This is a genomic window from Bacillus sp. PS237 (assembly GCF_037963345.1).
Taxonomy (GTDB): Bacteria; Bacillota; Bacilli; order Bacillales; family Bacillaceae; genus Bacillus; species Bacillus subtilis.
Window position 1 is genome coordinate 2,754,373 of sequence record NZ_CP150156.1, and the last position, 26,165, is coordinate 2,780,537.

At 41.7% G+C, this 26,165-nt stretch carries 31 protein-coding genes; 1 reads left to right on the forward strand and 30 read right to left on the reverse strand.

What is annotated here, in order from left to right; translation table 11 throughout:
- Positions 1–16 precede the first annotated feature (16 nt).
- The 22 genes from NST22_RS14385 to NST22_RS14490 form a co-directional block, all read right to left on the reverse strand.
- Positions 17–160 (reverse strand): XkdX family protein, encoded by a 144-nt coding sequence (locus NST22_RS14385; RefSeq protein ID WP_144481587.1) that lies wholly within the window; start codon positions 158–160, stop codon positions 17–19.
- Positions 161–514, reverse strand: coding sequence for a hypothetical protein (locus tag NST22_RS14390; protein WP_195727783.1), 354 nt, complete (start codon positions 512–514; stop codon positions 161–163). It abuts the gene before it with no gap.
- 13 nt (positions 515–527) lie between these two features.
- Positions 528–1,982, reverse strand: coding sequence for a phage baseplate upper protein (locus NST22_RS14395; RefSeq protein ID WP_250620422.1), 1,455 nt, complete (start codon positions 1,980–1,982; stop codon positions 528–530).
- Positions 1,983–1,994: 12 nt separating this feature from the next.
- Complete coding sequence (locus tag NST22_RS14400) at positions 1,995–4,562, reverse strand: peptidase G2 autoproteolytic cleavage domain-containing protein (RefSeq protein ID WP_195727782.1); 2,568 nt, start codon at positions 4,560–4,562, stop codon at positions 1,995–1,997.
- Positions 4,563–4,572: 10 nt separating this feature from the next.
- Positions 4,573–6,438 carry a prophage endopeptidase tail family protein gene (locus NST22_RS14405; protein WP_250620431.1) on the reverse strand — a complete coding sequence of 622 codons (1,866 nt, stop codon included), beginning with the start codon at positions 6,436–6,438 and terminating at the stop codon, positions 4,573–4,575.
- A 22-nt stretch (positions 6,439–6,460) separates the two neighbouring features.
- Positions 6,461–7,294 carry a phage tail domain-containing protein gene (locus tag NST22_RS14410; RefSeq protein WP_195727780.1) on the reverse strand — a complete coding sequence of 278 codons (834 nt, stop codon included), beginning with the start codon at positions 7,292–7,294 and terminating at the stop codon, positions 6,461–6,463.
- A gap of 12 nt (positions 7,295–7,306) precedes the next feature.
- Complete coding sequence (locus NST22_RS14415; RefSeq protein ID WP_195727779.1) at positions 7,307–11,083, reverse strand: phage tail tape measure protein; 3,777 nt, start codon at positions 11,081–11,083, stop codon at positions 7,307–7,309.
- Between the two features lie 62 nt (positions 11,084–11,145).
- Positions 11,146–11,328: a hypothetical protein gene (locus NST22_RS14420; RefSeq protein ID WP_195727778.1), complete on the reverse strand. Its 183-nt coding sequence runs from the start codon at positions 11,326–11,328 to the stop codon at positions 11,146–11,148.
- A gap of 11 nt (positions 11,329–11,339) precedes the next feature.
- Entirely contained in the window at positions 11,340–11,702 is a 363-nt protein-coding gene (locus NST22_RS14425) for a hypothetical protein (protein ID WP_195727777.1), read from the reverse strand.
- Between the two features lie 57 nt (positions 11,703–11,759).
- On the reverse strand, positions 11,760–12,341 hold the full coding sequence (locus NST22_RS14430; protein ID WP_095374968.1) for a major tail protein: 582 nt from the start codon (positions 12,339–12,341) through the stop codon (positions 11,760–11,762).
- Positions 12,342–12,362: 21 nt separating this feature from the next.
- A complete protein-coding gene (locus NST22_RS14435; RefSeq protein WP_195727776.1) occupies positions 12,363–12,752 on the reverse strand; it encodes a hypothetical protein in 390 nt (129 codons plus the stop codon).
- Entirely contained in the window at positions 12,749–13,132 is a 384-nt protein-coding gene (locus tag NST22_RS14440) for an HK97-gp10 family putative phage morphogenesis protein (protein WP_163189825.1), read from the reverse strand. Before NST22_RS14440 ends, NST22_RS14435 begins: the two co-directional genes overlap by 4 nt.
- The gene (locus tag NST22_RS14445; RefSeq protein ID WP_163189824.1) at positions 13,132–13,458 is read right to left on the reverse strand and encodes a phage head closure protein; all 327 of its coding nucleotides are present in this window, start codon (positions 13,456–13,458) and stop codon (positions 13,132–13,134) included. Before NST22_RS14445 ends, NST22_RS14440 begins: the two co-directional genes overlap by 1 nt.
- Positions 13,448–13,741, reverse strand: coding sequence for a head-tail connector protein (locus NST22_RS14450; RefSeq protein WP_163189823.1), 294 nt, complete (start codon positions 13,739–13,741; stop codon positions 13,448–13,450). The genes NST22_RS14445 and NST22_RS14450 overlap by 11 nt, the downstream gene beginning before the upstream one ends.
- A gap of 54 nt (positions 13,742–13,795) precedes the next feature.
- Positions 13,796–14,188 (reverse strand): collagen-like protein, encoded by a 393-nt coding sequence (locus NST22_RS14455; protein ID WP_163189822.1) that lies wholly within the window; start codon positions 14,186–14,188, stop codon positions 13,796–13,798.
- Positions 14,189–14,214: 26 nt separating this feature from the next.
- Positions 14,215–15,417, reverse strand: coding sequence for a phage major capsid protein (locus NST22_RS14460; RefSeq protein ID WP_163189821.1), 1,203 nt, complete (start codon positions 15,415–15,417; stop codon positions 14,215–14,217).
- Positions 15,418–15,465: 48 nt separating this feature from the next.
- A complete protein-coding gene (locus NST22_RS14465; protein WP_106611094.1) occupies positions 15,466–16,062 on the reverse strand; it encodes an HK97 family phage prohead protease in 597 nt (198 codons plus the stop codon).
- Positions 16,055–17,281: a phage portal protein gene (locus tag NST22_RS14470; protein ID WP_195727775.1), complete on the reverse strand. Its 1,227-nt coding sequence runs from the start codon at positions 17,279–17,281 to the stop codon at positions 16,055–16,057. Before NST22_RS14470 ends, NST22_RS14465 begins: the two co-directional genes overlap by 8 nt.
- Positions 17,282–17,285: 4 nt before the next feature.
- Positions 17,286–17,492: a hypothetical protein gene (locus NST22_RS14475; protein WP_085185852.1), complete on the reverse strand. Its 207-nt coding sequence runs from the start codon at positions 17,490–17,492 to the stop codon at positions 17,286–17,288.
- A 16-nt stretch (positions 17,493–17,508) separates the two neighbouring features.
- Positions 17,509–19,242 carry a terminase TerL endonuclease subunit gene (locus tag NST22_RS14480; RefSeq protein ID WP_195727774.1) on the reverse strand — a complete coding sequence of 578 codons (1,734 nt, stop codon included), beginning with the start codon at positions 19,240–19,242 and terminating at the stop codon, positions 17,509–17,511.
- Positions 19,232–19,717 (reverse strand): phage terminase small subunit P27 family, encoded by a 486-nt coding sequence (locus tag NST22_RS14485; protein WP_014479865.1) that lies wholly within the window; start codon positions 19,715–19,717, stop codon positions 19,232–19,234. The genes NST22_RS14480 and NST22_RS14485 overlap by 11 nt, the downstream gene beginning before the upstream one ends.
- Before the next feature lie 247 nt (positions 19,718–19,964).
- Positions 19,965–20,579 (reverse strand): hypothetical protein, encoded by a 615-nt coding sequence (locus NST22_RS14490; RefSeq protein WP_195727773.1) that lies wholly within the window; start codon positions 20,577–20,579, stop codon positions 19,965–19,967.
- A gap of 498 nt (positions 20,580–21,077) precedes the next feature.
- Between NST22_RS14490 and NST22_RS14495 the strand changes: the two genes are divergently transcribed.
- Positions 21,078–21,302 carry a hypothetical protein gene (locus NST22_RS14495; protein WP_195727772.1) on the forward strand — a complete coding sequence of 75 codons (225 nt, stop codon included), beginning with the start codon at positions 21,078–21,080 and terminating at the stop codon, positions 21,300–21,302.
- A 171-nt stretch (positions 21,303–21,473) separates the two neighbouring features.
- Here the strand turns inward: NST22_RS14495 and NST22_RS14500 are convergent, their stop codons facing one another.
- The 8 genes from NST22_RS14500 to NST22_RS14535 form a co-directional block, all read right to left on the reverse strand.
- Positions 21,474–21,749, reverse strand: coding sequence for a hypothetical protein (locus tag NST22_RS14500; RefSeq protein WP_160245722.1), 276 nt, complete (start codon positions 21,747–21,749; stop codon positions 21,474–21,476).
- Positions 21,750–22,251: 502 nt separating this feature from the next.
- Positions 22,252–22,464, reverse strand: a complete 213-nt coding sequence (locus NST22_RS14505) for a DNA-binding protein (RefSeq protein WP_195727771.1) — start codon at positions 22,462–22,464, stop codon at positions 22,252–22,254.
- A 237-nt stretch (positions 22,465–22,701) separates the two neighbouring features.
- The gene (locus tag NST22_RS14510) at positions 22,702–22,851 is read right to left on the reverse strand and encodes a hypothetical protein (RefSeq protein WP_195727770.1); all 150 of its coding nucleotides are present in this window, start codon (positions 22,849–22,851) and stop codon (positions 22,702–22,704) included.
- A gap of 483 nt (positions 22,852–23,334) precedes the next feature.
- On the reverse strand, positions 23,335–23,769 hold the full coding sequence (locus NST22_RS14515; protein WP_182932269.1) for a hypothetical protein: 435 nt from the start codon (positions 23,767–23,769) through the stop codon (positions 23,335–23,337).
- 92 nt (positions 23,770–23,861) lie between these two features.
- Positions 23,862–24,239, reverse strand: coding sequence for an ArpU family phage packaging/lysis transcriptional regulator (locus NST22_RS14520; protein WP_339232927.1), 378 nt, complete (start codon positions 24,237–24,239; stop codon positions 23,862–23,864).
- Between the two features lie 289 nt (positions 24,240–24,528).
- Positions 24,529–25,044 (reverse strand): putative metallopeptidase, encoded by a 516-nt coding sequence (locus tag NST22_RS14525; protein ID WP_019260090.1) that lies wholly within the window; start codon positions 25,042–25,044, stop codon positions 24,529–24,531.
- Between the two features lie 33 nt (positions 25,045–25,077).
- Complete coding sequence (locus tag NST22_RS14530; protein ID WP_195727769.1) at positions 25,078–25,617, reverse strand: ERCC4 domain-containing protein; 540 nt, start codon at positions 25,615–25,617, stop codon at positions 25,078–25,080.
- Entirely contained in the window at positions 25,614–26,051 is a 438-nt protein-coding gene (locus tag NST22_RS14535) for a hypothetical protein (RefSeq protein WP_195727768.1), read from the reverse strand. Before NST22_RS14535 ends, NST22_RS14530 begins: the two co-directional genes overlap by 4 nt.
- Positions 26,052–26,165: the final 114 nt, after the last annotated feature.

A 26,165-nucleotide genomic window follows, 5' to 3' on the forward strand; every position in this document is an offset into this window, starting at 1 on the left:
ATTTAAATTATCATATTTAATCTACAGTAACAATATCTTCCTTAACTATTTCTTCATATTGACTTTCGGTTATTTTATTGAAAGAGACAAAAGCTTTAACGTCATCCTTTGAATAACATCCCCATTTATAACAGGTAAGTATGCTTTTATACCAGTCCATTTAAACAACCCCTTTTTGTGCAAGTGATAGTATTAAATCGGCGTACATTTTAGCCTGTTGCTGAGCCATCGATTGAGTTTCAGCCAATTGTGAGATAAGTAAAGCATTTTGCTGTTTTAGTAATTCCATATCTGAAGGTTCTCTGGTGGGCTTTAGGCTTATAATATATTCTTCAGTTGCTGCCTCCCCCCATTCGTTCAATTCGGGGTTGAATTTAGGCTTATACATCCCATCAGGCGGTGCAATCTTTGTGCAATTATTAGGGAGACTTTTTCCACCGTTAGCGTCTATTCCATCGACTATTACAGGTGTTTCAAATATAAAATCGTCATTATATTTATATACTTGTATCATTTATATACTCTCCTTAAACAGCCTTAAAACTAAACCCTAAACTAATATAATCATTAGGCTTAACTGTATTTGAACAATTTTCTATAATAACTTTCCCATCAATATCTACAAGCAACCTATGTGTCTGTGGAACGCCTGACATACCACCTTGAGAAGCTACTCCAACCCACTGGATGGCTCTAGCTGGTCTGTATCCCTCCGGTAAAATAAAGGCAGGAACCCCAAATCCTATTATTCCTTTTGAAATAGCACCTTCTACAAATACTGTACCTGTTACATCCTTGGCATATCGTACTTTATATTTTGTTTGGTCTGTTGCGTTTGAATCAGTGTAATTCACCCAACTATTTTGTAACGTCGGGGAGAACCATGTTAAATCTGTTAGTTTTTTTTCAAGGTTATCAGTGTATGACCTGGCATTGTGCTCTGTTTCTAATTTAGACCAGCCAGTCCACCCTTGATTTAAGTTCAGATAATTTGTAAAGACGTTATTTTTATAATCAATTGCAACTACATAACCAAATGTGCCCTTTCCATCACTATCCGTTGACGTAAAGTGAAAAAATCCTCTAGTTGATAATGAAGAAGGACCATTTGTTGACTTTCCTGACGAATAAAAGGTACCGAATTGCTTTCCAGCTTCAACAATTTCACTCAGAAAATCATCCGTATCTCCTATTGATATAAGAACTCCGCCTGCATCATTTGTAATTTTAAAAAGTTGAGCACTATTCCATTTCGCACGCTCAGCTGCAGTAATGTGCTTAACAGTGTCCGCAGCATGTTCATCTGTGTAGGCTTTTGCGTCAACTAACGCTTTATCAGCTTTACTTTTCGATCCCAATGTCGTTTCCTTTGCGTTCCAGCTTGTTCGCTCGTCTGCCGTAATGTGGATCGTTTTATTATTCGCGTGCACATCCGTGTAAGCTTTTGCGTTCGCTTCGGCCTTGTCTGCTTTTTCTTGGGCGCCAACTTTCGTTTCAATGTTTTCAAATTCATCGAACTTCGCTTTTATCTCATCGAGAGTTTGGCTGATCTCGTCCCGTAACATCTCAAAATCATCAATGTAATATTCTGCTACCGGGACAATGTTCTGATCCTCCAATGTCTTTGATATCGTAAACGTAAAAAAGGAAGTAGCCAGAGCCTGACCATTTGTGTAGTAAAGCTTTAATTCTGCTTTCACAATACCGGGATGTTTTAATTCTGCATCAGACAAAATATACTCTGCTTTTCCGTTCACTTTGTCTACGAGAGTGAGACTCCTTTTATAGAAAGAGCCGTCCGGATAAAGCAAAACAATTTTTGCATCGACCGCAGACAATGGAAGTGGAACGCCGTCTTTTGTAAAAGAAAAAGACAGCTTGGCGCTGCCCGTGTCTTGCGTCATAAATTGAATGTTTGTTGCTCTCCCGTCTGATCTGCGGGAATTGATATCATAAGTCACGTTTGCGTCTTTATAAATCAAGGTTCAGCCTCCTTAATGCTGCGGTGTAACGATCATCTTTGCTACTCCGTAGCCTTTTTCTTCGTCATATGGCATTTCAATTTTCATTACAGTGCCGTAGCCATTGGACTCAGCTTTTGTCGCTATCCCCTTAATAGCAGATACGCTATCACCTACCCGCACCGTGGAGTCAATACGAACAAACACCTGACCAATAAGACCGATAACATGCCACTCGTCTCGTTCTTCACGAGGCTTATATTCCTCAGAAGGATCGTAGTCTGGATTTTCCGCCGGGACCGTTATAACCCGTTCACCGTCGTAAACCTCCCGATAAATAATGCCGCCAAATTCATCTCTCAAATACCGGTCCTTCCAATCGAAAGCAGCACCACCAAGGACAAGCCCGGCCGTCTTTGATACGACACCGAGAATTTTATCGCCAGCGTCGGCTTTCCGAATCTTTTCGCCTTCCAAAGCTACAAGATAGGAGGCTTCAATTTTCTGTCCGTCAGCTGACTCAAAGTATTCCGCGAAGTCTTTAAGGTCAGAGACGCTTTCCACACGGTTTGTAGCGCGTACATTACCGCCCATTGCGTCTAACTCGATCTTTTTGTTTCCTTCTGATGGACTACCGTCGCCATGCCCTAAAGCGATGCTGTATTCTTTGGTATTGATTACATTTTTTGAAACCATAACAACCGAAGAACCACTGTCTCCTTTTGTATGAGAATCCCATGAGAAAAGCACACCATTGCGCGAGCCTTCTGTGGACGCCCCGCCGGCATTCCCGGCAATAAGATTTCGCTCACCTTTTGCAATTGCTGAGCCGCTATTGGCAATAATAGCGCTTGTGTTGGTTAAGGGTGTTCCGGTCGTGGTAGCCGCACGAAAGCCGCCTTTCATATTGTTTGGGACAGTTTTATATTTTTGCCCGGCTAAGTTGGCAGCGTCCGTATAGCCAACTGCACGAACAGCAATGATCTCTGTCTGGTTGTTTGGCGATGTGATACCAGCTGTTCCGCCCCTTGTATGGGCAATGCCATTCATTAACGTAACGTTATAAACGCCACCCCCGATACCAATTCCAACGGGTGCCGAGTCATGAATGGTAAAACCTGAGATATGAACATCATCCGTTTTTTGATCTCCACCATAAATATGGATGTCTGAGCCCGCTGTGGCAAAACCTGAAATCTTGAGGCCGCTAACATCAATTTTTCGGCTTTTGTATTGAAAAGTGATGATATTTGTCCCCTTATAGTCATATGCGGGGTCTCCTATAGCCGTAAACCCAATGATATTAACTCGCTGATAAGCAGAGACAGCAAGCGCCTTTGGCTCTAAACCTGCATAAAGATCATTGAAAACTGGCTCTTTTGCTGTACAGTTCACTAAAGTAACGTCCCGCGCTGTTTCACTCCAAGGCTCGTCAGCTAAATGATGCCCGATGTGCCGAAGATCGTAAGACCGCACGTCTCGGAAAGATTCATGCCCTTGAATATGAATGTTTGATGGTGCCGGCCACTGTGCATGAGCTTTCACTTCAACCCCGCGAATATTACCCTCAGTGTAGTTATTTAAGAGCCACACATTTTTTGAGCCGTCATCAACTTCAATTCCATTTGAATTGGCTTTACCCAGGGCGTGGGCCGTTCCTGATGGATTTAAACAGACATTGTTTGTGATGAATATATTCTCGCTGTAATGAGTTGTGATTCCGTCGTCTCCGTATCCTTCGCAGATACAATGATCTATCCACACTAAGTTACTTCCGTTTTTAGTGTAGTCGCTATCTGAAATATCGTAAGTTGGTGCAGAAATATCAATCCCATGTAAGGCCGGGTTTACGGTCCGTACTCTTTGCACCCAAGCATTTGTAACATGAGCTAATAACAAGCAGCTGGATTTAACTCCGCCCATCGCCCTCATCGTTCCATTTTGTCGGTTTCGGTTCCAATCAAGGGTCATGTCACGAATCACAATATTTTGGTTTCCCCCCTGATGATCAGCATTCGTAAGCACCCATTCATCAGACGGTGTATCTTCATGAAGTATAAGGGTCGTGATGTCCAATCCGTCACCTTCAAAAATGATATTATCCTTTAGTTTTACGCCGCGAACAACGTAGACGCCCGGGCCCAGCTTAATTTTTACTTTACCGTTACCAATGGCTTTCGCGATTGCATCGGAACTGTCTGTCACTCCATCGGCAACGGCTCCGTAATCATCCACATGAACGACACGTTTTATACGCTTATTCAGCCTCATGTAATCCCGGTCAAGCCGTTCTTTTAATAAGGGCGCAATATTACCGTCAGCATCAACACGAGCATCGACGACCTCTTTTACATTTGTTCCGTCAGCATTAAGAATCAGATTTCGCATCCGGTTATAGAGACTTTCAATATATGTGCGTAAAGAAAAACCGCCATGGTCGATTTGATCCGACGTATGGGCGGTTTGTGATTTTTCATGATATTTTAATTTATCTTCTAAGAGATTGACCTCATGTTCTGTGGCCTTTGCATTTTCATCAAGTTGGCTAAATAATTTTGTGTTTGGGGCATCACCATGCCTTTTGTTTAAATAAAGCGTCATAAAGTCACCTCTATTTTTGTCCTACTATGAGGATTTTTACTTTCGATCCGTCTGGAACTCCAAGAGGATCACTGAGTTTACCATCTTTATATAGGGTTATATTAATCTTGTTTACGTCAACATCATCAACATAAAGTGAGTAGCCCGCCTCTTTCATAATAAAATTAGCATCACCGGTCACATACTGGATGGTGTAATCATCGTCTGTATTCAAAGAAAGGATGCCAGATTCCAAGGAAGCAAAGCCTTCGCCATAAGACACAGACCATTCACCATTTAAGAATTGAATAGAGAAAGTATATGTGGTCTGTTGAGACGGTTGTGCAGTAGCCAAGCTCTGCTTAATTTGAGTGATTTCAGCCAGTCCAGTGGCTAATTGATTTTGATAATTCTTGATGGCCTGTTCCTGGTTCTTTGCGCGCTTTTTCTCTTCTATTTCCACGTCTACCCGGCTTTTTCGTTTCCCGTCAATTGTCAGGTCAGAGGGCTGTTCTGGTCTCAATGGGTTATATGAAGCCCCTGTTGCTCTCAGCTTCCCATCAAAAGTGACCCCGTTCAAAGGCGTATCCGCATATACACGAATTGTATCGCCTGCCATAACCGGCTCTTCTATATCAGCCAAGGCCTGATCTAACAATTCCACATAGTCGGCATCATAAGACACCTCTGCGTAAGGATTGACTTTGGTTTTAAGTAGCTTAATCATGTCATCCTTTGTCTTGATTGAATCATCCGTGACCGGTTCTGCCCAGGATGGCTGCCCGTTAATCAGAAACTTTTTTTCTTCTGGATGGACATAGGTTACTGGGGGAAAGACATACTTTTCATCCTCATTCTTGAAAGTTCTGTACACCCCGATAATGTTGCCGCGCAGGAGATACATGACCGGGTCAGCTTTCTTTGTGCCTTTGGTATTTGGGTTATTGCTGTCCCTGCCTTTAAAGGTAGCTACTACCTTATAAGTCTTGCTGTCCAGGCCCCGAATGATATCAAACTCTTTTTCTGTCGGGTCTGAATCTTTATAGACAGATATGATTTTCGTCTGATCGCCTATCTTAAATTCCCATTTACCGCCCAGCTTCGACACAAGGGTTTTGAATTTAAAGCCTGTCCCTGTGAAAGAGAAAGAAAACGAGGCTCCTATTTTCTTCGTGTAATCTGCTTTTAATGAACTATCATATGCCCAGGTGCCTGTTTTGGAATCGTAGGATATCGACTGATCGCCCAGGATGTCTTTATCTTCCTTGAGCTTCCCGTATCCTTTCACCCGTGTTGTCGTGTTATCTTCACTTGTTGTAATCTGTAAAGACGTGAGATTTGAAAGGTTATCCAGCCTTTTTACAATCTCTTTGCCGGCTTTTTTATAAATGTATAAATGAGTGTTATCCGGGATGATTTCAACACCATAGGTAGAAATGATTTCATCCATCAGCTCGGAGGTCTTTTTATTGCCGAAACCCTCCAGCTTTTTAGCCTCGATCTCCTTCGCATCAGGCATAATTGTAAATGTGATTTCACTGTCTTTTACTGCGTGCTTAAGTGCTTCATTGAGAGTTTTTGTACCTTCAATAGTTTCATGAACAACATGCTTGATCGCCCTAAAGGAATAGATATGCGTAGCTGTTATGTCTTTTGTCAGCAAGGCCCCTTCTTGTTTAATAGTGGGCGTGTTAATAAAATACTGCTGCTTTTTATACCGCACCTCGTCGATAATAATAAAATTCCTTCCGACTAAAGCATTGAAAGGAATCTGATTGTATTCAGTTAAAGTAATTGAGAAAGACAAATCCTTTTTCCCAGTGATATCATCGTTCACTTTGGGCTCAACGTGAATGAGTTCATGCTGTTGACCGGTTTTAATGTCATGTACAAACATCTGATTCAAAGAGCATCACCCCCTATTTATAATAAAAGTGTGTAATGAATCGGATATCGCTGTAGGTAGCGCCGGCAATCCTAAATTGATTCTGGCCGGCTGCAAGAGTCGGGAACCGCCCACTTCTATCGGAAATAGGCGCAGAGTTCTTCAAAATGTGATGCTTCAAAAGCGTTATCTTATCCGTTTTTGAAAATTTACCGTTCAGCATCAGGGTTTCGTTTGTTGTGATATTAGTGATTGAAATATCAGTACCCTGCAGGTACATTTCGACGTTGTAATTGTAATTAATCGGGTCCAATTTTACGTCCCCTATGTTATCCACTATAAAAGAGTTTTTATTTTGAAAGCGAAACACAGGGGTCGAGTCCCGCCGGATATTCATGCCCAAGTGAAACTTTTCGTCCTTCAATTCCATAGATACTGTGCTGTCATATAGTGACTCAGCAAGCCCCTGAATGGCTGTTAATGCAATATCCACTTCCTGATACTTTTTTCCGTTTTCTTGATAGATAGAAAATGCGTCATCACACGTAACAAGCCATCGTTTATAGGGTTGCTGTGTGTTGATCACATAGTAAGGGTCCTCTTTTACAAAAAGGTTGTAAACGGCGTCCCTTTTGATCTGGAACTGATAAGAACTGTTTGCCTCCACAAGCACTTTTATGTTGATTTTTCTTTCTGTGTAACGCCCAGTGTTCCCCCGCTTAAGCATCATCGTCCCATTAATGAGCGCGTTTGTCCCTGCCGTCTGCCTTTCGAACACTGGCGCCTCCGGCCTAAATGAAGAAAGCGAGACACCTGGAAGAGTCTCGCTTAAATACTTGCCGTCTATTATTAGATCATAGTTTATCAACCTACCACTCTCCTAAGAGAAGCTTACATTGTTCAGCAATCCCTTTTGGTTTCTTTCCTTGTTGTATGCTTCGTCTTGAATTTTATTTAATTCTTGAACGCTTAGTATTACATTTGGGTCTTTCGCTACAAGCTGCGTTAATAGTCTTACCGTTTGGCTTAACAGATTAATTTCGGCTTGCTGATTGCTGTTTTGTTGCTGCAGCAGAGTCACCATGGTTTTTAATGCGTTTGCATCGCTTGAGTTTGACCGGCTTTCCGGCTCATACCCAACCATTTTACCCGCCTGGCTGAGAACCTTATGAGCTTGGCTGCGCCTAAATTGACGCAACGGCAGCAGCATTTCCCCTTTATGCACCTCCGCCATATGATCACGCGTAATCAATCCGCCTGTATCGTAACCGATGTAACGGCCGCCGCGCGCCATTGACTTTAAGCCAGGATGATTCAAAATGCCGCCATATCGACTATTGAGATAGTTGATTGAGGCTAGAATTTGGTGTACTGGGTTTTTGATATTCCCATATCCAGGCTCCTTATTGGCGTTAAAGGTGCTTGGTATGAACTGCATAAGCCCCTGGGAAGGGTGTCCTGCTTTCCAGTTTGAATCCCATCTGTTTACGACATTCGGATTGCCGCCCGATTCCTTCATCGCTATTGTCTCAAGTGCTGAGGCATACTCTGAACCCAGCCCTTTTATCTTTAAGGCTTGAGCAACCCACTTTTTGACGGCTGCAGTGCCGCCTTCACCGAAGTTGCTTGATTCTCCAAACTTATCTTTAATGAAATTAACAAAATTCTTTTTGATAAGGGAGAAGGAGCCCTTTAGGACATCGCCGGTAATGCCTTTTACCTTGGGCAGTTTCAATCCCAGCTTTTCAATGACCTTTTTGACAAGTTTTGACGGGTTGCTGATATAGTCAAATACATCTAAGGCAAGGTCCTTCACTCTTCCAACGGCTGCCTTTGCTCCATTCCACATCTTTGAAATAAAGCCTTCTTTCTTCTTCGTTCCGTTTGCATAAGCCGGAACCCCTGAAAGAAAAGCTTTAGTGTCAATTGCTGACAAGACTTGTGTTCCTTGAGGAAGGTTCATAAGCGTATCAGTCGCAGGGCTCAGCCCCATGTGGCCCGAAGGGGTTATAAAAGCTTCTGGTCCAGCATTTGAGCCCTTACCATCACCAAGAATGGCTGGGCCTCCTGGGTGTCCGCCTGTACCATTTGCATACTGCGGCACTTCCCATTTAGGGATTTTAGTATCAACCCCGATTTTTCCTAGAATCCAGTTAATGCCCTGCTGAGTAAAGCCGTTAATGATTTTACCGAATCCGCGAAGCGTTCTGTTTCCAAACGCTTTTATTCCGTCCCAGGCTTTGCCTGCCATGCTCTTAATTCCGTCACCCATTTTCTTAGGCAGCGCCTTTGCCCCGTCTACAATGTCAGTGAATTTTTTAGAAATACTAGTTTTCATGTCAGTGACAATTTTCAGGGCTTTATCTTTCAAGTAGCTAAACATTTTCCCGGCATTTGTGGCTCCATCTTTAAATAAACTTTTGATCCACCCCCACATTTTTGGGAAAATGCCCTTTAAGCCAGCGCCGAGAGCCTTGGCACCGCCGAGAATCTTGCCGAAAAATGAAAGTTGGATTGCATTCCAGACAACTTTTATCGCGCCAGAAAATATTTTCTTAATTCCTTCCCACATTTTTGAAAAATTCCCGGTTAGTAACCCAGAAAAAACGAGGATAACGCCCTGGATAATTGAAATAGCGCCAGTGATGACGCCCTTTATATTCCCCCAAACAGAACGTATGATCGCAAGTACAGCCGGCATGACAAATTGGACAACGGACCACACATTTTGGAGGGCTTGAGAGATCACGGAACCGTTTTGCTCCCAGAAAGACTTCCATTGTCCAGTGAGTTGACCAATAAACGACATCACGCCGCCTAGTGCCTGTTTGACCAGAGGACCAAGAGTTCCAAAAACTTGGGATGCAATAGTGCCGAGAGCCGAAAAGGTCGGCTTCATGGCGTCAAAACTTGCCTTCATGTTGGATATGATGGGCTGTGCCTGCTGCTTAAAGCCCGAAAAAGCTGTCTTGATATTGTTTATCCCGTCGATAATGGTTTGGACCGTTAACACCGGGAAAAAGTCCATCAGTTTATCGGCACCTTTTGACGTATCACCATTGAAAACGTCCATAATGCCAGAGAAAATAGTCTTTAGATTTTTTCCGGCATTCGCGATATTGTTAAAAGTCGGTTCAAGGCTTTTCATGCCAGACTCTAAGCCAGCCATGACCGGTTCAAGTAAGCTTAGGACCCCATTTCCAATAGGCTCTAACGACGCCAAGGCAGAACGGCCAATTTTTTTAAGTCTTGTCCCAAAATTATCTTGTAGGGCCTGGCCTGCTTTTTTGGTTGCTCCGCTTGTATTTGAAAAGCTATTCTCTATGTTAGCCAGGGCAGAGACGCCTTTTTGTCCTAAATCCTCGAACTGCGTACCCATAATTTGCTGCCCTATCTTATAGGCATCGCTTTTGTTTTTCATGCCGTCAATATCTTTCATAACGGCCGAGAAAACCAGGTCGCCGCCCTTCCCAGTCTTTTTAAACTGAGCGTATAAATCTTGGGTGTGTTTTGATAGTGACTGCATGGCTTCGTCTGCTGTTCCGTCTGATAAACGAATGTTCATTTCTTTGATCAGATCGCCAACCTTATCCAGCTGGAACGCTCCTGATTCAGCACCCGCCTGAAAGACTGAAAACATTCTTTGTGTGGAGAATCCTGCAGCTGCAAACTGATTGGAATATTCGTTAATCGAATCTAAGAACTCTCCGGAATAATCAAGGCCCTTCTGAAAACCACTGGTGATCATGTCCATTGCTGCATCAGTGGAAAGTCCATCAAATGAATTTTGCATTGCGTTGATTGACTTTGTAATGTCATTCCCGTCTTGGTCAAAAGCTTTAGCGATGGTCATGGTGCCCTTCGTGACTTCTTTTACCGTGTCATCGGTTGCACCTTTTAGCGATTTCACGTTTTGTTTTACGTTGACGAGTGCGTTTTTAGCCTCCCCAACGCTGTCACCGAAACCATCAGCCCACAAGCTTTTTGCTGAACTTGCAACCTTCTGAGCCTCTTTTTCCGTAAGCCCTAATTGAGCCCGAATTTCTCCCTGGGCCGCCTGCGTATCCAGTGCCATTTTGGCACCAAGCCCGCCGATTGCAGCTGTTAGGGCACCGACACTGGCAACGCCTGCAGTCAACGCACCGACCAGGCCGACTTTTATAAAAGAACTGAATTTGGATACTTTCCCGCCGGCGTCACCACTTGCGTCACCGATCTCTCTTTGGCTGTCCGTCAACTCATCAGCGCTTTCACTTGCTTGGCTTTGGGCTTGCTCCAATCGTTGGTATTGCATCTGTGCGCGCCGCAGAGACCCTTCCAGAGAATGATACGATTGAATCTGCGTATTGAGCCGCTGGGCGTATTTCTGGGCCTGCTGTGAGCCTTCGCCGTATAGCTCAACCTGTTTCTCGTAAGATTTCCGGTATTCTTCCACAATCCTCTCTTGAATGGAAAGCTCATTTGATAAACCTTCAACCTGCTTTTTGCTGGCCGTGAGTTCATCACCCATCGCTTTAAACTCTTGAACAGTCGCTTTTGTTGCTGTCCGTGCTGTTTTGAGGTTATTTCTAAGACCGGTTATCCCTCTGTTTACACCGGCATCGTTTAGCGTGGTATTAATGACTAAATTTCCTATCGGTCTGCCTTCCGTCGCCAAATAGTTACCTCCCTTCTACCGTTTTTTTAAAATACAAAAAGAGCGCCTTTACAGACACCCTTTTACAAAGTTGCACCGAATATTTGATAAGCAGGGACAAGTTTGTTTTCTTCCTGATGCTTGTAAGTTGCAAGATCAAAAAAGCGTTGTACATCCATGTCATCTATTTCATGAAGCTTGTAACCATTTTCCATCAAGTCAAGATACATTTGCTTCATCCTGTTAAGATAGTCCCTGTAGGTCATTGGCTTCCCTGTTATTTTTGAGCTTTCTCGGCCTTCTTCTTCAATTGAGCCTTTTTTTTATCTTTAATCATAACCTGATCAATAATATCTCTGAGCCAGTCAAATAAATCATCAGATTGAACACCGTCTAGAATATCATCAAATGTAAATTGATTTTTGAATATGTCCAAAACAAGAGTCATCATGTCATCCATTACATCATGCTCTGTCATTCCAGATTCTTCATCCATTGCATTTGCATGTATTTCTAAAGCTCTATACGTATATCTTGCTGTAACAATTGGCTGAACAAATGTTTTTTCTGGAACAGATACAATTTCGCCGTTTTCATCTACTTCAGCTAGGGCATAATCTCTTAAAACTGCTTTAACCATTGTGAAACCCACCTTTTAATTTTTATAGAAAAAGCAGCCGCTGTCCGGCTGCCAGTTTTATTTCCCTAAATCTGCACTTACCTCTTCTGTTGTCATGCCATCTGGCAGCATCCCATAAGCACGTTCATAGAATTTTTCTAATGTGAATCCATCGTTTTGATCGTAACCAATCAGGAACACGAGCCCGTCCGATTTACGCGGCAAGAACTGTCCTTCGATCGTGTCTGTTTGATAGTCAATTTTATCTTCTTTCGTTTTCCCTTCCACAGAAGGGATGCCGAATTTTCCTTTTAACAGAGCGTAATACACATAGCCTTTCTCATGGTGTTTTTGACGCCATGTAATGCACACGTAAGGCGGCTCCATATCTTTGTGGTACTCTTCAATACCATCAACAACCTTCACACCTAAAAGAGTTCTTTTCATTTCGGTAGTAAGGTCTGCGACATTTAACTCAAGTTTTGTTTCACTGACTCCTGTACTTTTCACCGCAAAAATGCCGTCATCTGCATAAAGGGGTGATAGTTCAGAAGAAACATCCAGCTTCGCTTCAATTGCCCCAGGCATATCTACGATAGCAGAGGCTTTTTCATCAACAAGCTCGGCATATTTAATGCCGCTTAGTCCCGTCTTAGCCATTCATATCATCCTTTTCTATGTTTATTTTTGAATATCAATTAATTTGGTCGCTCTGTATCTCCGGGCGTACCGGTACAGAGCAATATCTGGGTCACGGTCAAAGGCTGACGCATATTGTTTGTAGTCGTTCTCTGCCATGATCTGATCAATCACAGGTTGAATAGCCTGGGCGTCCTTTATTGTTTTGGTCCATAAATCTATTTGAATATCAACCTCAAATGTTAGGGCCCTATCATCCGCATAGTCTTTTCTGTGGCTCTCAAGCTCGTTAATGCGAATCATTGGAGCCTTTTCTATGTCCTGATCTTCTTCTGGAACAAAGACAAGGAATATCCGGTCACTGTTCACAAGAGAAGTAAGTATTTCGTTTTCACTTAAAAGCTTTTCAACTTCCTGGATGGGAAGCATCATAGTCCCAGCTCCCTCATGTAAACTTGCTGTACAATCTGCAAAACCGTTTGCTCCATTTCGTTTGATGTCCTCTCAATGAAATGCTGCGGGGGCTGCTTGATCGTTCCAAAGTTAGAGAAGTGAAGGCGGGATGCTGTTTCTTTCCCATAACCCACACTTGCATATATCTCCCCGTCTTCCTTCGCCTTTGAATACACCACATTATCTTTCATGTGCATCTTGTGGCTGCTCTCTCTGCCTGGGGGTGTGTTACGTTCCAGCGCCTCAGCAAAAACCTGAGCGCCTGCCTGGACGGCTGCTTTGGCTGCCCTGGTATTTTTTCTTGCAAGCTTATCAAGCTCTTTTTCTATACCTCCGATACCGTCATCTTGCCGCGCCATCAGCTCACCTTTTCCGCAAAAACATTAATCAGGTTTTTGTCCTGAGAGTTTGGGAGAATGTCTTTTATTTCATAAAGCTCATCATCATGAAGAACATGCATGTTATTTGTCGCCTTCTTAATTTGCTGATAGCGAATAATGAACGTAATGCTGTTCTCTAAGAAGGTGCCAGCTGTCGTGAGCTTTTCCCGTAACTTCTGCTCTCTTATCTCAGCCCAGCAAGAAAATAAGGGTTCATTTACCACAATGTTCTCCCTGGTTTCCGGGTCCTTCCCGTTCTTCCGTGTAACAAAAGTGATGCGTGTATTGAGTCGGCTAAAGTCCATCTGTATACGCCCCTCTGAATTGCTGAATAAAGTTTGTTACGCCGAAAGGTATTTCTTGCAACGCTTTGTCCATTGAGGATACGCGCTGTTCATACCAGGCACCGACCAGGAACATGACAGCTGTATCAAATTTAGGGTTGTTTTGAAAGAAAGCATCCCTGTTTGGCGAAAGCGTTACGGCGTCCTTGATATAATCTTCCGCAGCATTTTTCAGCTGCTCGATGAACCCATCATCAAAGTTGTGATCTATCCGCATCGCAAGCTTTAATTCTTCCAGCGTCATCCCATCACTCCTTTACAAACAAAAAGGGACGCATGTAAGCGTCCCATTACGTCATTATTTTGCTTGTGCTGCTTGTTCCAGGGCTTCAATACGTTTAACAAGTTCATTGTATTGCTCTTCCGTCCCAAAGCCGTCTTTACCAGGATCGCCCTTGTCTCCTTTAGGACCTTGAGGGCCAGCTTCACCCTGAGGACCCTGGGCACCGGTCTTTCCTTGAGGGCCTTGTGGGCCCGTGTCTCCTTTCGGTCCCTGTTCGCCCGGATCGCCTTTAGGGCCTTGCGGACCTGCTGGACCTTGTGGTCCTTGTTCGCCCGGCATTCCCTTGATAAACAGGGGATTTTCTTCACTGTTTCCACCGAGGTAAACCCGTGTTATCGGCTTTCCGTCCGTGTCCTTTTCCGATGCTGTCCAAACGTTCCCGCTTTTATTTAGAAATTCTTCTCCCATTTTCAATCATCCTTTTAAATTATTTTTTATTGTCCCACGTCTACCGCTGACTGGTCTTCTGTGCTAGTTGTCGTTTGATTAATAGTGACAAAGTAACCGGCTTTCTCATCAGCCTTTTTCACGTCAAAACGAACTGCCAGAGAAAGGACCTGACCGTAAACGTCATTCTCTACCCATTTCGCCGTAGCCTCCACACGGTTTGCGAAGAAGACGGCTTTTTTCAAGTCTCCGATAAACATAACCGCATCGCCGGCTTTCTCGCCTAAAACAGTATCGTCCACAACATTGACCTGGCTGCCAAGCAGCATCTTTCCTGTTGGCGTAGAAATGTCCTGACGTAAAATGTACTGGCCGTTTTTATCTTTCAACGTATCAAGGAATTGAAACGCTGATGCAGTCGCAACAATATTTCTGGCGTATGCTTGCTTTAAATCAACATTTAAGATGCGTTTGATTTCGTCTGTACCTGTCACTGATTTGGCTGGGAATGACCGAAGAACCTCCGCCACTTTTGTATTTTTCGTGATACGTTTAACCTGCTGCAGATGATTTGCCACGATTGCAGTCAAATCCACACCCGAATCATCAATAGCCTCCTGTGAAATAGGCAGATGACCGCGATATGTTTCTACGGCCCAAGGTACTTTGTTGAACTTAGGTTTCGCCAATTCAGGGTTTTTCTCTAATTCCGCCACAGAGACTAGACCTGTATCAGCATTTGCTAGAACCGGATAACTACCGGAAGCAGTGGTCACATTCACGTTATTAACGATTGCGGCAAGGTCCACAACATCTTCCGGTTCCTGTTGGGGTTTGGTGATTACATCAATTGGAATAATCGCCTCAGCGCCATCAGATTTTAACCCGTCGCGTTTTTCTCCTTTTGATCGCAAAAACTCTTCAAAAGCTCTTACCTCTTCTGTTCTACCTGGTTTGATGATTGTACGGAATCCTCCGCCAGGCATTGATCTTTTCTCCTCGTCGTCTTCTTTACCGCCAGCTGGCGCTGGGTTCTCTGGCTTAAGTCCTGCTAACTCTTCATACTCCGCAAGCTTTTTTTGCAGGGCGTCAAGCTCTTCTTTCATGGAGGTAATTTCACCTTTCAGAGCTGTAGCTTCGTCCAGCTTGTCTTCCTCTGCTCGTTTTTGGGCATCTGTGATTTTTGTATTGATGGCCGTTTGTTTTCTAATAATCTGTGATCGTAGTTCCTTAATTTTTTCAGTTAACATTTGTTTGCTCCTTTTCAAATAAAATAAGCACCCGATTTTCGAGTGCTTTTACAATCCTATTTTTAATAAATCCAGCTGCAGCAGCAGCTTTTCTTTTTCCGGATTCCGGTTTCTTTCCTCGTACTGCTGTAAATTCCGTTTGGCAATTGTCACGTCAGTGTCTTCATAAGCCGGATAGGTAACGACTGACACATCTGTAAGCTTTGAAATGTTTCTCAAGCTCCGCAACGGCAAGCCGGTTTCCTGGTCACGAGTAAAACTGTCTCCATCTTTCCCCAGCATGAAGCCGAAAGAACAATTTGAGATATTGCCAACCCGTAGATTTTCGTATAAATCCGATGCGTACTGTGTATTCGGCAAAGTAACATCGAACCTTAAGCCAATGTCATCAACTTCAAGCTTAAGCGTGCCGGCAGACGTACGGCCAAGAATCTTGGACGGGTCATGGTCAATTAAAGCCCGCACATCGCTCATGTCTGTCTGATCCAGAGCCCTTTTATCAATCATCTCAATAAAACCGCCCAAATTGTGGCTTCGGGTGCCGAACTTTAAAGCATAGCCGCTAATTACTTTCGGGCCGTCATCGTCTGAATGAGCTTTTAACGCCCCTTCCTGCGATGTTCTAATCTCTACTTCCTTAGACATTCCCCTCACCTCCTTCACCTGCTGACGAGATCGGCAGGCTCTTTGCTTTTGCTTTCTGAATCTCGTCCATTGAATCAATGTTCACATAGTTCAAACTCATGTAACGCTTGTCTCCGTTTGGTATTGGCTCGTAACCATACTCAGCCAGGGCATTGTTGAGAGAGAAGATACCGTTTTGCAGCAAGGCAATAACGTTCTCGCGCTTTGTTTTCGCGTCTGTTTCTCTAAATCGCCGTGTGTCGAATTGAAATTTCCGCTGCAGGTTTAAAGGGTACGGCAGCATTTTGAAATTAAGCTCTGAGGCGATGGCCGCAAAATAGTTGGATAGTGTATTTGTCAGATAGTCCAAGTTAGCTTGTTCAAGTGACGTGTTGACCTGCTCAATACCCAGCTTGTGCGCCGGCAGCCCGAACACTTTGGCTATCTGTTTCGTTGAATGCGTGTAGTTATTCACGATCTCAAGCACTTTCGTATTAATTTCTAACTGGCTAAACTCCATATTTTCATCAAGTACAACAACGCGCTGCTGATTCTTTATGCCAGAGTTTGCTTTTTCAAATTCATTACGGATTTTGTCCTTTGCCTCAGGAGACAAATGGCCTTTTTTCATGTTTACAATACCGCTTAAATTAACGCCTCTTCTGAAAAAGTCTGTGACAAGGCGCTTCCCCGCCTCCTGGCTTTCAATCTCGTGCTTAAGACTAGAAAGGGGACTTATACCCGTTATTCCGTCCATGCTGAAAAATTTAATGTGCAGTACATTTTCAGGCTTCAAGACCCTTTCTTTGCTGCCAGACGGATAATACCGGTACAGTATTTCATTCCGGTCCTGCAGCTGCTCGGCATAGACTTCACTGTTCAATAAATGGATAAGCTCTAAGGGCGTGCCCTCTTTATCCCTGACTATTTCCGCATAAGACTGGCCGTTCATTAAAGCGTTAGCCACCAAGATAAATTTAAAAAAGTACCCCGAATAATAATCATTTGGCTTCTCATTCAGTAACCTGAACAGATCGGAATCCTTTTCCTCAACGCCATTTTGGTGAACCATAATTGGCGACGCTGCAATATCAGAGGCTAGGGTAAGAACTGCCGTGAACACATCGCTATTTTTGATCGCACTGACAGACGTGTAAGACAGTCCGTCCAATCCGAGAATGATTTCATTGAACTCTCGTGCTCCTGGGCTCTGCTTATCTAACGATCGAAAGAATGCCACTTAATCACCCCCCTCCCTCTTCTTTTGGATTCAGTAAGAAGGCAATAAGAACGAGAAAAAGACCTGCCACAATAAAGCCGGCTACTGGATGGAGAAAGAAAACCCCATAGTCGATAACAAACAAGCCGGCCAAAAATAAAAGAGTATGCAAGTTCAACTTAATAAACTGACATACTCCCAACAAAAAAGTATTTATTTTTCCGATTTTCATGGCGCCCCCTCCTTCCCTAAAGAGTAAATTCTTCGCTTTCGTAATAAGAGTTCCAATCAAATTCCTCTTGTTTGTAATGGTACATTGCGCCCGTGTGTGCGTTCATCATTGCCGCTGCAGGGTCGATCTTTTCCCTGTTCAGTGCTTTGTCAATTTGAATCGTATCATTTACTTTTTTGAGCATTGCATTGTGCATCGCCGTATCAAGCAATGGATTCTTACTGTGTATGATTTTCCCGTCGAATACATTCAAACGGAAATCTTTTGTTGGTTCAGATAATGTGCGAGGACCTTGACGAACTTCAATCAGCACATCCTCATATCCGTATTTCTCAATTTCATTTAAGAATAAAGAGATATTGTAAGGGTCAAAGAAGATTCCCTTTACTTGTAAATCAAATTCTTTAATATGATTGATCATATAATCCACAACCTGCTGCAGATTAATGATTCCGGATTTTTTGTCCGTAATTGTGCAGTATCCGGCTTTCGCAAGAGTGCGATAGTCCAGTTTGTCACGCTCAATTTTATTATCCAGTCCGCCTTTTGTTCCAACAAATGAATGGCTGTCTACATAAAATGTCTCATTCTCATCCTCTAACGGATAAATGAAGCCAAGGGCTGATAAATCATCAGTTCGTGATAAGTCAATCCCTATGTAAACCGGCTTCCCTGTAATGTCAGGCGCAGCATCCACACCGCGCTTTTTCCAATCGTTCCCGTTGATAAAGCTTTCAGAGGAAGCAGACTGCCATATATTAAAGTTTTTTACGAGTGTACCGTTTAGATCATCTTTATCAAGAGCCTCTTTCAATTTCTTGCGGAGGTTTTTCAAGATTTTCTTTTGTAAACCCTCCACCTCAAGTAGTGGATTACTTTTTATCCAAGTGCTTTCGTCGTAAATTTCCTCTTCGTCATCTTGTTCGTAGACAATTGCAAAATAGTTTTCGTTTTCCTTACGACCACTTAGAATATCATCAACATAAGGATACTCCTGCGAATACATTGGACCATTTAGCTTAAAACCAGCTGTACTAATGATTAAGATAAGGCCCTGGTCCTGCTGACCTTGGGAAGACTCTAGAACTTCCATCATTTTTGTGTTGGAGGCTGTATGATACTCGTCAAGAATCCCGATAAGAACGTTCAAACTGTCCAGGTTATCAGTATCCCTTGATAAAGGCATAATGACGCAGTCATCTTTCAGGTACCGGATTTCATTTTGTATAATCTTTGTCCATTTCCTCATGAATTTCGATTTACTTCGTATCTTCTTAAGCTGCATCGAAATCATTTTAAAGACGGTTTTCGCCTGGCCTCTTGAATTAGCTGTCGCATAAATTTGTCTGTCAAACTTAGGTGCTTCGCCGTAAATCAGCTCATACAATGATAGACCCGCTACAAGTACAGATTTACCGCCCTTTCTCGCCATGCTTATATACGCTTTGGTGAATCGCCGGAATCCGGTTTCTTTATTCCTCCAAGCATAGAGCATGTACACAATGAACTTTTGAAACAAAGCCAGCTTTGTGGGCTTTCCCGTTGATATATCTGGCAGCATTTCAAGAAACTTAATGACTTTTTTTGCTTTTTCAGGTCTGTATTCATATTCATAAGACGGGTCAGCTGCTCTTTCCAAATCTCTCAGGTGACGCTGACAGGCTTTTATGACTTTCTTACATGCCGTTATTTCTCCGCTGACAACCTTTTTCGCGTAAAGCGTGCCGGGGTCAAGATGTTCAATCGTCATCTATCGCCATTGCTCCAAACTCGTCATCTTCTTCGCTGTCGCTGTCGAGGCCGACGATTCGTAGGCGTGAATCCAGAGACAGACCAAGCTGGCCGGCGATGCCCCGGATCTCTTTAGACATGCTGTTCATTATGTCCACAGATGGATTTTTCTTTTTAACCGTCTCACCCCGGCTGTTTTTTTCAAACATGACTTGGCCGTCTTTGGCTATATCGGCCATCGCTTCTCGATACTGTGCATAGCTGTTGCAATAGATCGCAAGCAATGTGGAATCTAATTCAGAGATTGGCAAATTGATAATGTGCGGGTAGATGCGCCGCCATTCATTCTTCGCCATAGTGGACAACCAGTATGGCGGCTTTTCTTGCAAGGGCGAAAAATCTTTCAGTTTTTCTTCCTGCTGCAGACGCTCTTCCCGCTCTTCGTTGGTAATTTGTCCTTTTAACGTTTCCGTTAATTGTTTTCGTCTCGCCAATCAAAACCACCACCTTTCGTCCAAAATACATCACATAAATTTCGGTAAAATCAGCGAACGACAAAAACGCCGATCAACTCATACGAGATAAGGGATCGCGCGTAATATTCCAGTATTCAAAATCCGGCTAAAATAGCAAATTTCAAAATTTCATTTCAACATTTTTTACAAAGTTGAGGGGGCGCCGATGTCCAAGAATTTTTTTTGGTACCCCGTTTAAAGTTGGGGGGACTTAAATTCATTTTTACTAATTCATTTTATAAAGGTCTTTTAAAAATTTTTCTGCAATATTGATAAACTCATAGCAAAATTTTTCATTAAGTATTATCTTGTTATGTCTACCTTCAGAAACATTTTCTAACTCATTCACTGCATTCCTTATTTTTTTTGGAGTTTTAGCTTTCTCTATATCTCCACCACAATGAACAATGCAATTTCTTATTTGGTTAGCATTATTAATAAAGTGCCATTCCTTCGTATCATCAGGAAAATCATCTTTCTTAACTTTCTTAATAAACAAAGATGCTCTCTTTATACCATTACCCTGTAAGTCATCTAATTTGATACTAGTCTCATCTGGCTGATTACATAGATCAATAACCTTTTCCTCTAAAAAAGAATAAACGCTTATAAACAACGAGTTTCTCATAATCATAGGAAAATCATCTCGATATTGTGCTATCTCGTCATAATGCCAATTAACAAATTCTTCTTTTTCATCATCACTAAGTTCTTTCATAGACTCTTCAAACTCATATAGTTCTCTACCTAATATAGACTCAATATATTGGGCATACCCTTCAAACATTTCCAACTGACCTAGTACAAAGAAGCGAAAATTTAAATCTCTTATCTTTTTCATAATCATTTCTCCTTTGTACAAATTATAACCTTTCAGCTTCCAAATGTAATCTGATTATGATGATACTGACATAACACCTCAAGATTATTTAAGTCAGTACGTGCCTGATCATCGTTTAAAACGTCTCTAAGCTCTTTGAACTTGTGATGGACTACTAATCTATGAGACTTATTTAAACGTCCCTGTGAGGCACAGACGGCACAATGATAGTTACTTTCTCTTAGCTTCTGTTCACGAAGAAGCTTCCACTCTCTGGAATGGTAATAGGAATAGAGTTCATTGTTCTCCCTGTTGTACCTCACATCTTTGTTGTACTGCTTGTCAGCATAGCCCTTGTGCTTCTCACAATAGCGCTGTGTCCAGTCCACATAGTTGTGGCAGGCTGGCGCGTTACATCTTTTTAACGGCAGGTCTATCACTTCCTTTTCTTTAACCAACTAGTAAAATATTACACTCCACTTTCCATTTACGATATAATATATCCAGGAGGTGATAAATATGTCTGATATTACTACAAAACCAACCCCTATTCAGCGTAATTCACTAGATGTCGCAATTGAATTAACTCAATTACACGTAGAGCAGTTTGGTCTAGAAGGTAAAGATGATCTAGCTAATACATACGCAAAGTATTATGCAATAGCTAACACTTTAAAAAATAAAAACCTCGAGGCCTTAAAAAAATTTCTTCCTGAGGAAATCAAATCTAAGTTAAAAAAATAATGACCATGCCATCTATACCTTATGGTGTAGATGGATTCTTGTTTAAATTTATCTCTCCTATCATATTCTTTCTAAACCACCACCGCACTCAAGCCGTAAACCGCCAATAGTCTATCCTGAGATTTACCGGAAGCAGTTTACAGGGAACAAAAAAAGCACCCCGATGGATGCTTATAACATTCTATTTATTTCGAGATTCTTTATCTCTTCGTCTATAAGGTCTTGTACTTCTTGTTCATTCAAACCAAAAGGTATTAAAAATCCACGACTCGTCAACTTTGTTTCTTCTTGAGAACTAATTACTACATGGATACCTTCTGAGTCCTTAGAGAATTCATAAGGTGGAGACTTTAAATCCAATGTATAACCTTTTTTTCTTGCAAAATCCATTGAAATTTCTTGTAATCTTTCACTATTACAAAATGAATATACTTTATTTTTCTCCAACTTTATCACCTCCCTTTGATTATTAGTATGGACATAAAAAAATAAATATATACATAGGAGAATTGTATTTTTAGATAATAATTTATGTTTATTAACTATATAAAAAGCATTCCGGGCATTGTTCGATTATCCTTTTGAATTACGATATTCCCTCTGGCTCCTTTCCACAACTAGTTTTTGTATTTCTTGAAAATACTCATGAGAATCTAACTGAGTCCATCCAATTATTGTTCCCTTGATTTTCTCTTCTGCCATCCCAAAATAAGTAAAACCTTTACAAGCAATATAGACGTCCCAATTCCAAATATCCTTTACATTACCGGCGCAAGTCTCTTCAACCGGCATATAAAAATGGTTTATTACATTATAATATTCAATATTACTGATCTGTCTCACCTCCCACCATATTATCGGTGAAAGAGTATTACAAAGGAAGTATTTGCAAAATTTGTCGAACGAAAGTACCCTTCATAAAAAAAGCACCCTTTAGCTACGGGTGCAATCAACGTTTCTTTTTATAGCCTTCAATATCTTTTCTCAAGAATAGGCGATCTCTATTTGTTGTTTTAATCGGATTCAATGTCTTGTAATCAACCAGCTGCTTGAGATTCTGCCGGCTGCATCCGATAATCTCAATGGCTTCAGATGTCGTAATGACTTCTTTATCCATGAATTCTCTCAACTCGTCAATACTTTCAAAAACAAACCTAGTCATTCCGTGTGTTCCTCCATCTAAGGATAATATTAATAATAGTGATTACCAACCAACCAAGAGCCAAAACCATTGTAATGATATCCAATGTACTAAGATGATCATAATCAAAGTTTGCAAACACTGTCACGAACAGAACAAAGAATATTACCGTTGACCCGTCTACTAGTTTTTTCATATGCTTGAGCATGGAACACAAAGTGTTATAATAAGGTGAGGGGAATAAATCCCCTCGGTGACTTATTTGCGACGTTTCTTCTTGGCGGGAGAACGTCGTTTTTTGTTTTTGCTTTCCTTCATCTCCTTGATATTCTTGATCATGGTTGTGATTCCTGTAAGGATAGCAACCAGCCAAGCCAAGTCCCGAAGAATAAGCTCAACCATTTCCATGCTCTCTCAACACCTCCTTTCTATACTCTTATTATAACACTTATATTTACCACCGTCAATATAAAATTTGGTTTTATTTTCTTATATTCACTCCTTATGCTAATCGCTTTTTTAAGATTGATCTCACCCATACTCCGAGAGGAAGCCAAGTATAGCAAGATCGCACAATGAAACACGATATCACTATTCTCCCGATACGGACGCCTCAGACTAGCTGCTATCCAGGCTCAGAATGCTCCTCTCGTTTTGGCTTCATTCCTCAACACCTTTGTTCCGTATCCGAATTCGTCTTGATAAGGGAAAGACGCATCTCCCGTGTATTTCGATAAGTCTTATTTATCGTATTTCGTTGATAGGTTAAGTTTATCGGGATTTCAAACATAAATAGTCCCCCTTTTTGTCCCCTAAAATGTCCCCTGTTTTGTCGGGAATTTGTCGAAAAAAAAACGCCCTGCTAAAAACAGGGCGCAAAGAGGTATTTTATTAACGTGTTACTGTAAACTCAGACGTAAACCAGTCCCCATACCAAGTGTCATAATCACCATACTTGTAAGCTTTAAAGAGAACTTTAAATTTCCCACTTTTTCCTTTTCCCAAAAAATCACTAATCAATATCTTTCTATCAATGTTACCATTGGCATCAATCGTACCTCTTCTTTCTGCAAGTAACTCATGTTTGTTAACATCATTAATCATTAGTTGATAGGAGAGTTTCTTAGAATACTGGGTTTGAATGTTTATCCCGATATAAGTATCAGTTGAAGGATAATCACCTGAACGATCTGTAGTAATTTTAGCTTTTACTCCATTATGTGTCTCCCACCCGGAAGTTGCTGCAAAAGCCTGCCCAGGTTTAAAAATTCCTAAACCACCTAAAGTCAAAGCAAAAACAGCGAAAATCATCATAACTTTCTTCATGCTCCTCATCTCCTTTTTTTATTTACACTTTTATTAAACCAATTTTTTCTACAAATAACCATATTTTTCTTGTCAATTTAGTGAATATTTCGTCAAATAACCCCAAGTGCTGTGGCAATCCGCAGGATAGCACGCTGTTTTATTTCATAATAGGTATCCTTCTTCATGCCTAGTTCCATATATATATGAATGTCTTTTGTTTGGCTGGCGGTTAAGTATTTTTTCTCAATGATCATGCGTTCTTCATCGTCCAGGCTGTTTTTTAACGCCCTTTCCATCTGTTTTACTTTCAGTTCATTTAATATGAAAGAATCTCTGATAGAAGGAAACGGGCTGATGCCAGCGTCAACCGATTCCTTTTTATTCTCAAGCTGTACTTTCAAAGCTCGATAATCTTTGAGTTCTTTGATCACGATTTTTCGGACTGCCTTTAAATCCACAGGATGAAGGAATGAAAGTTGTTCTGTCACACCCGTCCTCCTTTCCTCTATTTTTCGCGTTCCCATTTTTGTATACAGCGTTCTGTAAAGCAAACCCATAAGGCAAGAGCCACTGAATTAATAACGAAGAGTGAGCCAATAAATATAATCATTTCGCTGTCCTTTCACTTTTCAAGCCGCATTCCAACGCATACAACATGGCTTTAAACTTGCTGTTATCATAAGGACCGTATATTTTATTTTTCATAATCAATACAAACTCACGTTCGGTTTCAATGCATGCAAAATCTCCTAGTATAAAGTTTCTAACTACCCCCATTTATTTCACCCTCGATAGACGCTGTACGTCTGAAATAGTCATTTGGTGATCAGCTTCACGTACTGCCTCGGCAAATGTTTCAATACCGGTATCCCATAAACCATGGCGCTCGATAATTTCAGAGAATTCCTCAACGTCATGTTCGCGAATTCCCCAGCTGTCTGGATCAGTTGCAGCGCCGTACACAGTCACCCATTTACTTTGGTCTTTCGGATCCGGTTCTTCCCATTCTTCTCGAGTAAAATGGCAAAGCTCATGATCTACTAGGGCAGCGCGTTGTTCCTCCGGCATCGTCTTCCATGCAGCTTTATTGATAAACACGAAAAGCATATAATCTGTCATATGACGTTCGAATGCTGTGCATTTTTTCGCCTTTCCTGCCCACTTGCTGTTCCCTTCCCGGAGATAGAAACCAATTTGCTGTTTAGCGTCTTTTAAATGTGGGTGATGCTCGTCAATTATGCTTTCAGCCAGCTGCCGTACTTCCTTCGATTCTTCAAAACCTACAAATGCCATGTTACTTCCTCCCTTTGATTGTTTTATTCAGATTTACACAAGCCCACCTTTCAGCAGTTCCCGGGCCATATAATGAAAGTGATGGTAAATGTAATTTCCGGTAGCGTTAGGGCTAAGAAAAACAGTTGAAAAGCCGTAGCGAACTTCAAATGTTTTCAAGCTGCCCAGCAGCGCTTTCGGTTCATACTTTGAACGATATTTTCCGTTTAGTATCTTTTGGTATCCTTCTAGGTCTTCCACGAGAAGGGTGAATGGATGCCTGGACGCCCTAATCAATTCATTTTCAAAACGAGAACGGTCTTTAATCGACTGCACCAGCTCGTCCACTCCATTTTTCCGTTCAATGGCTGCATTCAAATACATATCACGGCTGATTCCAAATTCATCATTCCTGGGAATCATGGCCGAGTAATCGCCAGTTTTCATTCCTTTGAATTTGATTGCCACTTTCTTTTTACGGAGATAATCAAGAACATGCTGATTCTTTTGCTCTCTCGTATCCACAATAATGATCATGCTGTCCAGAATCTTTTTTAACTCAGTTTCCGAATAGTTATAGTGAATAATTGTCATGCTTTCTTCCCCTTAAAATACGACATGGCCCGATCATAGATTTCTTTGGAAAGCTGGTCCGTTTCTTCACTTTCAAAGTTTGAAACGGACTCCTTTAGCTCCCTCCAGCCGTTCTCCCAAAAGAGAACAAGCAATTTCATCACCTTCATAACTGATTCATAATCATGATTGAACCAGTCATCTATTTTTCTATTTATATCTTGATCAATGCCCATGAAATAATTAATGATTTTATCTATGGTCTGTTTCACATTATGTTCATGATCCGAATATTCGCCTTTTAAATACCGGATAATTCGCTTTTTGTAAGATTGGACAAATGCCTCAAGTTCCGGATAGACTTTTTCAGGATTCTCAATATAAAGATCGTTTCCATCGAGAACCAAACGAGAGCCCAATAACTCTAAATCGGAACAAATTTGTTTTGGGTGCAATTTTCTCACCTCTTTATAAAAAGGGTTAGTGAGTTAGTTAGGGTTATATATTTTTGTATTAAAGCCCTATATATATATTTATTTTTTATTAATTAATTTTCATGTGAGAGGAAC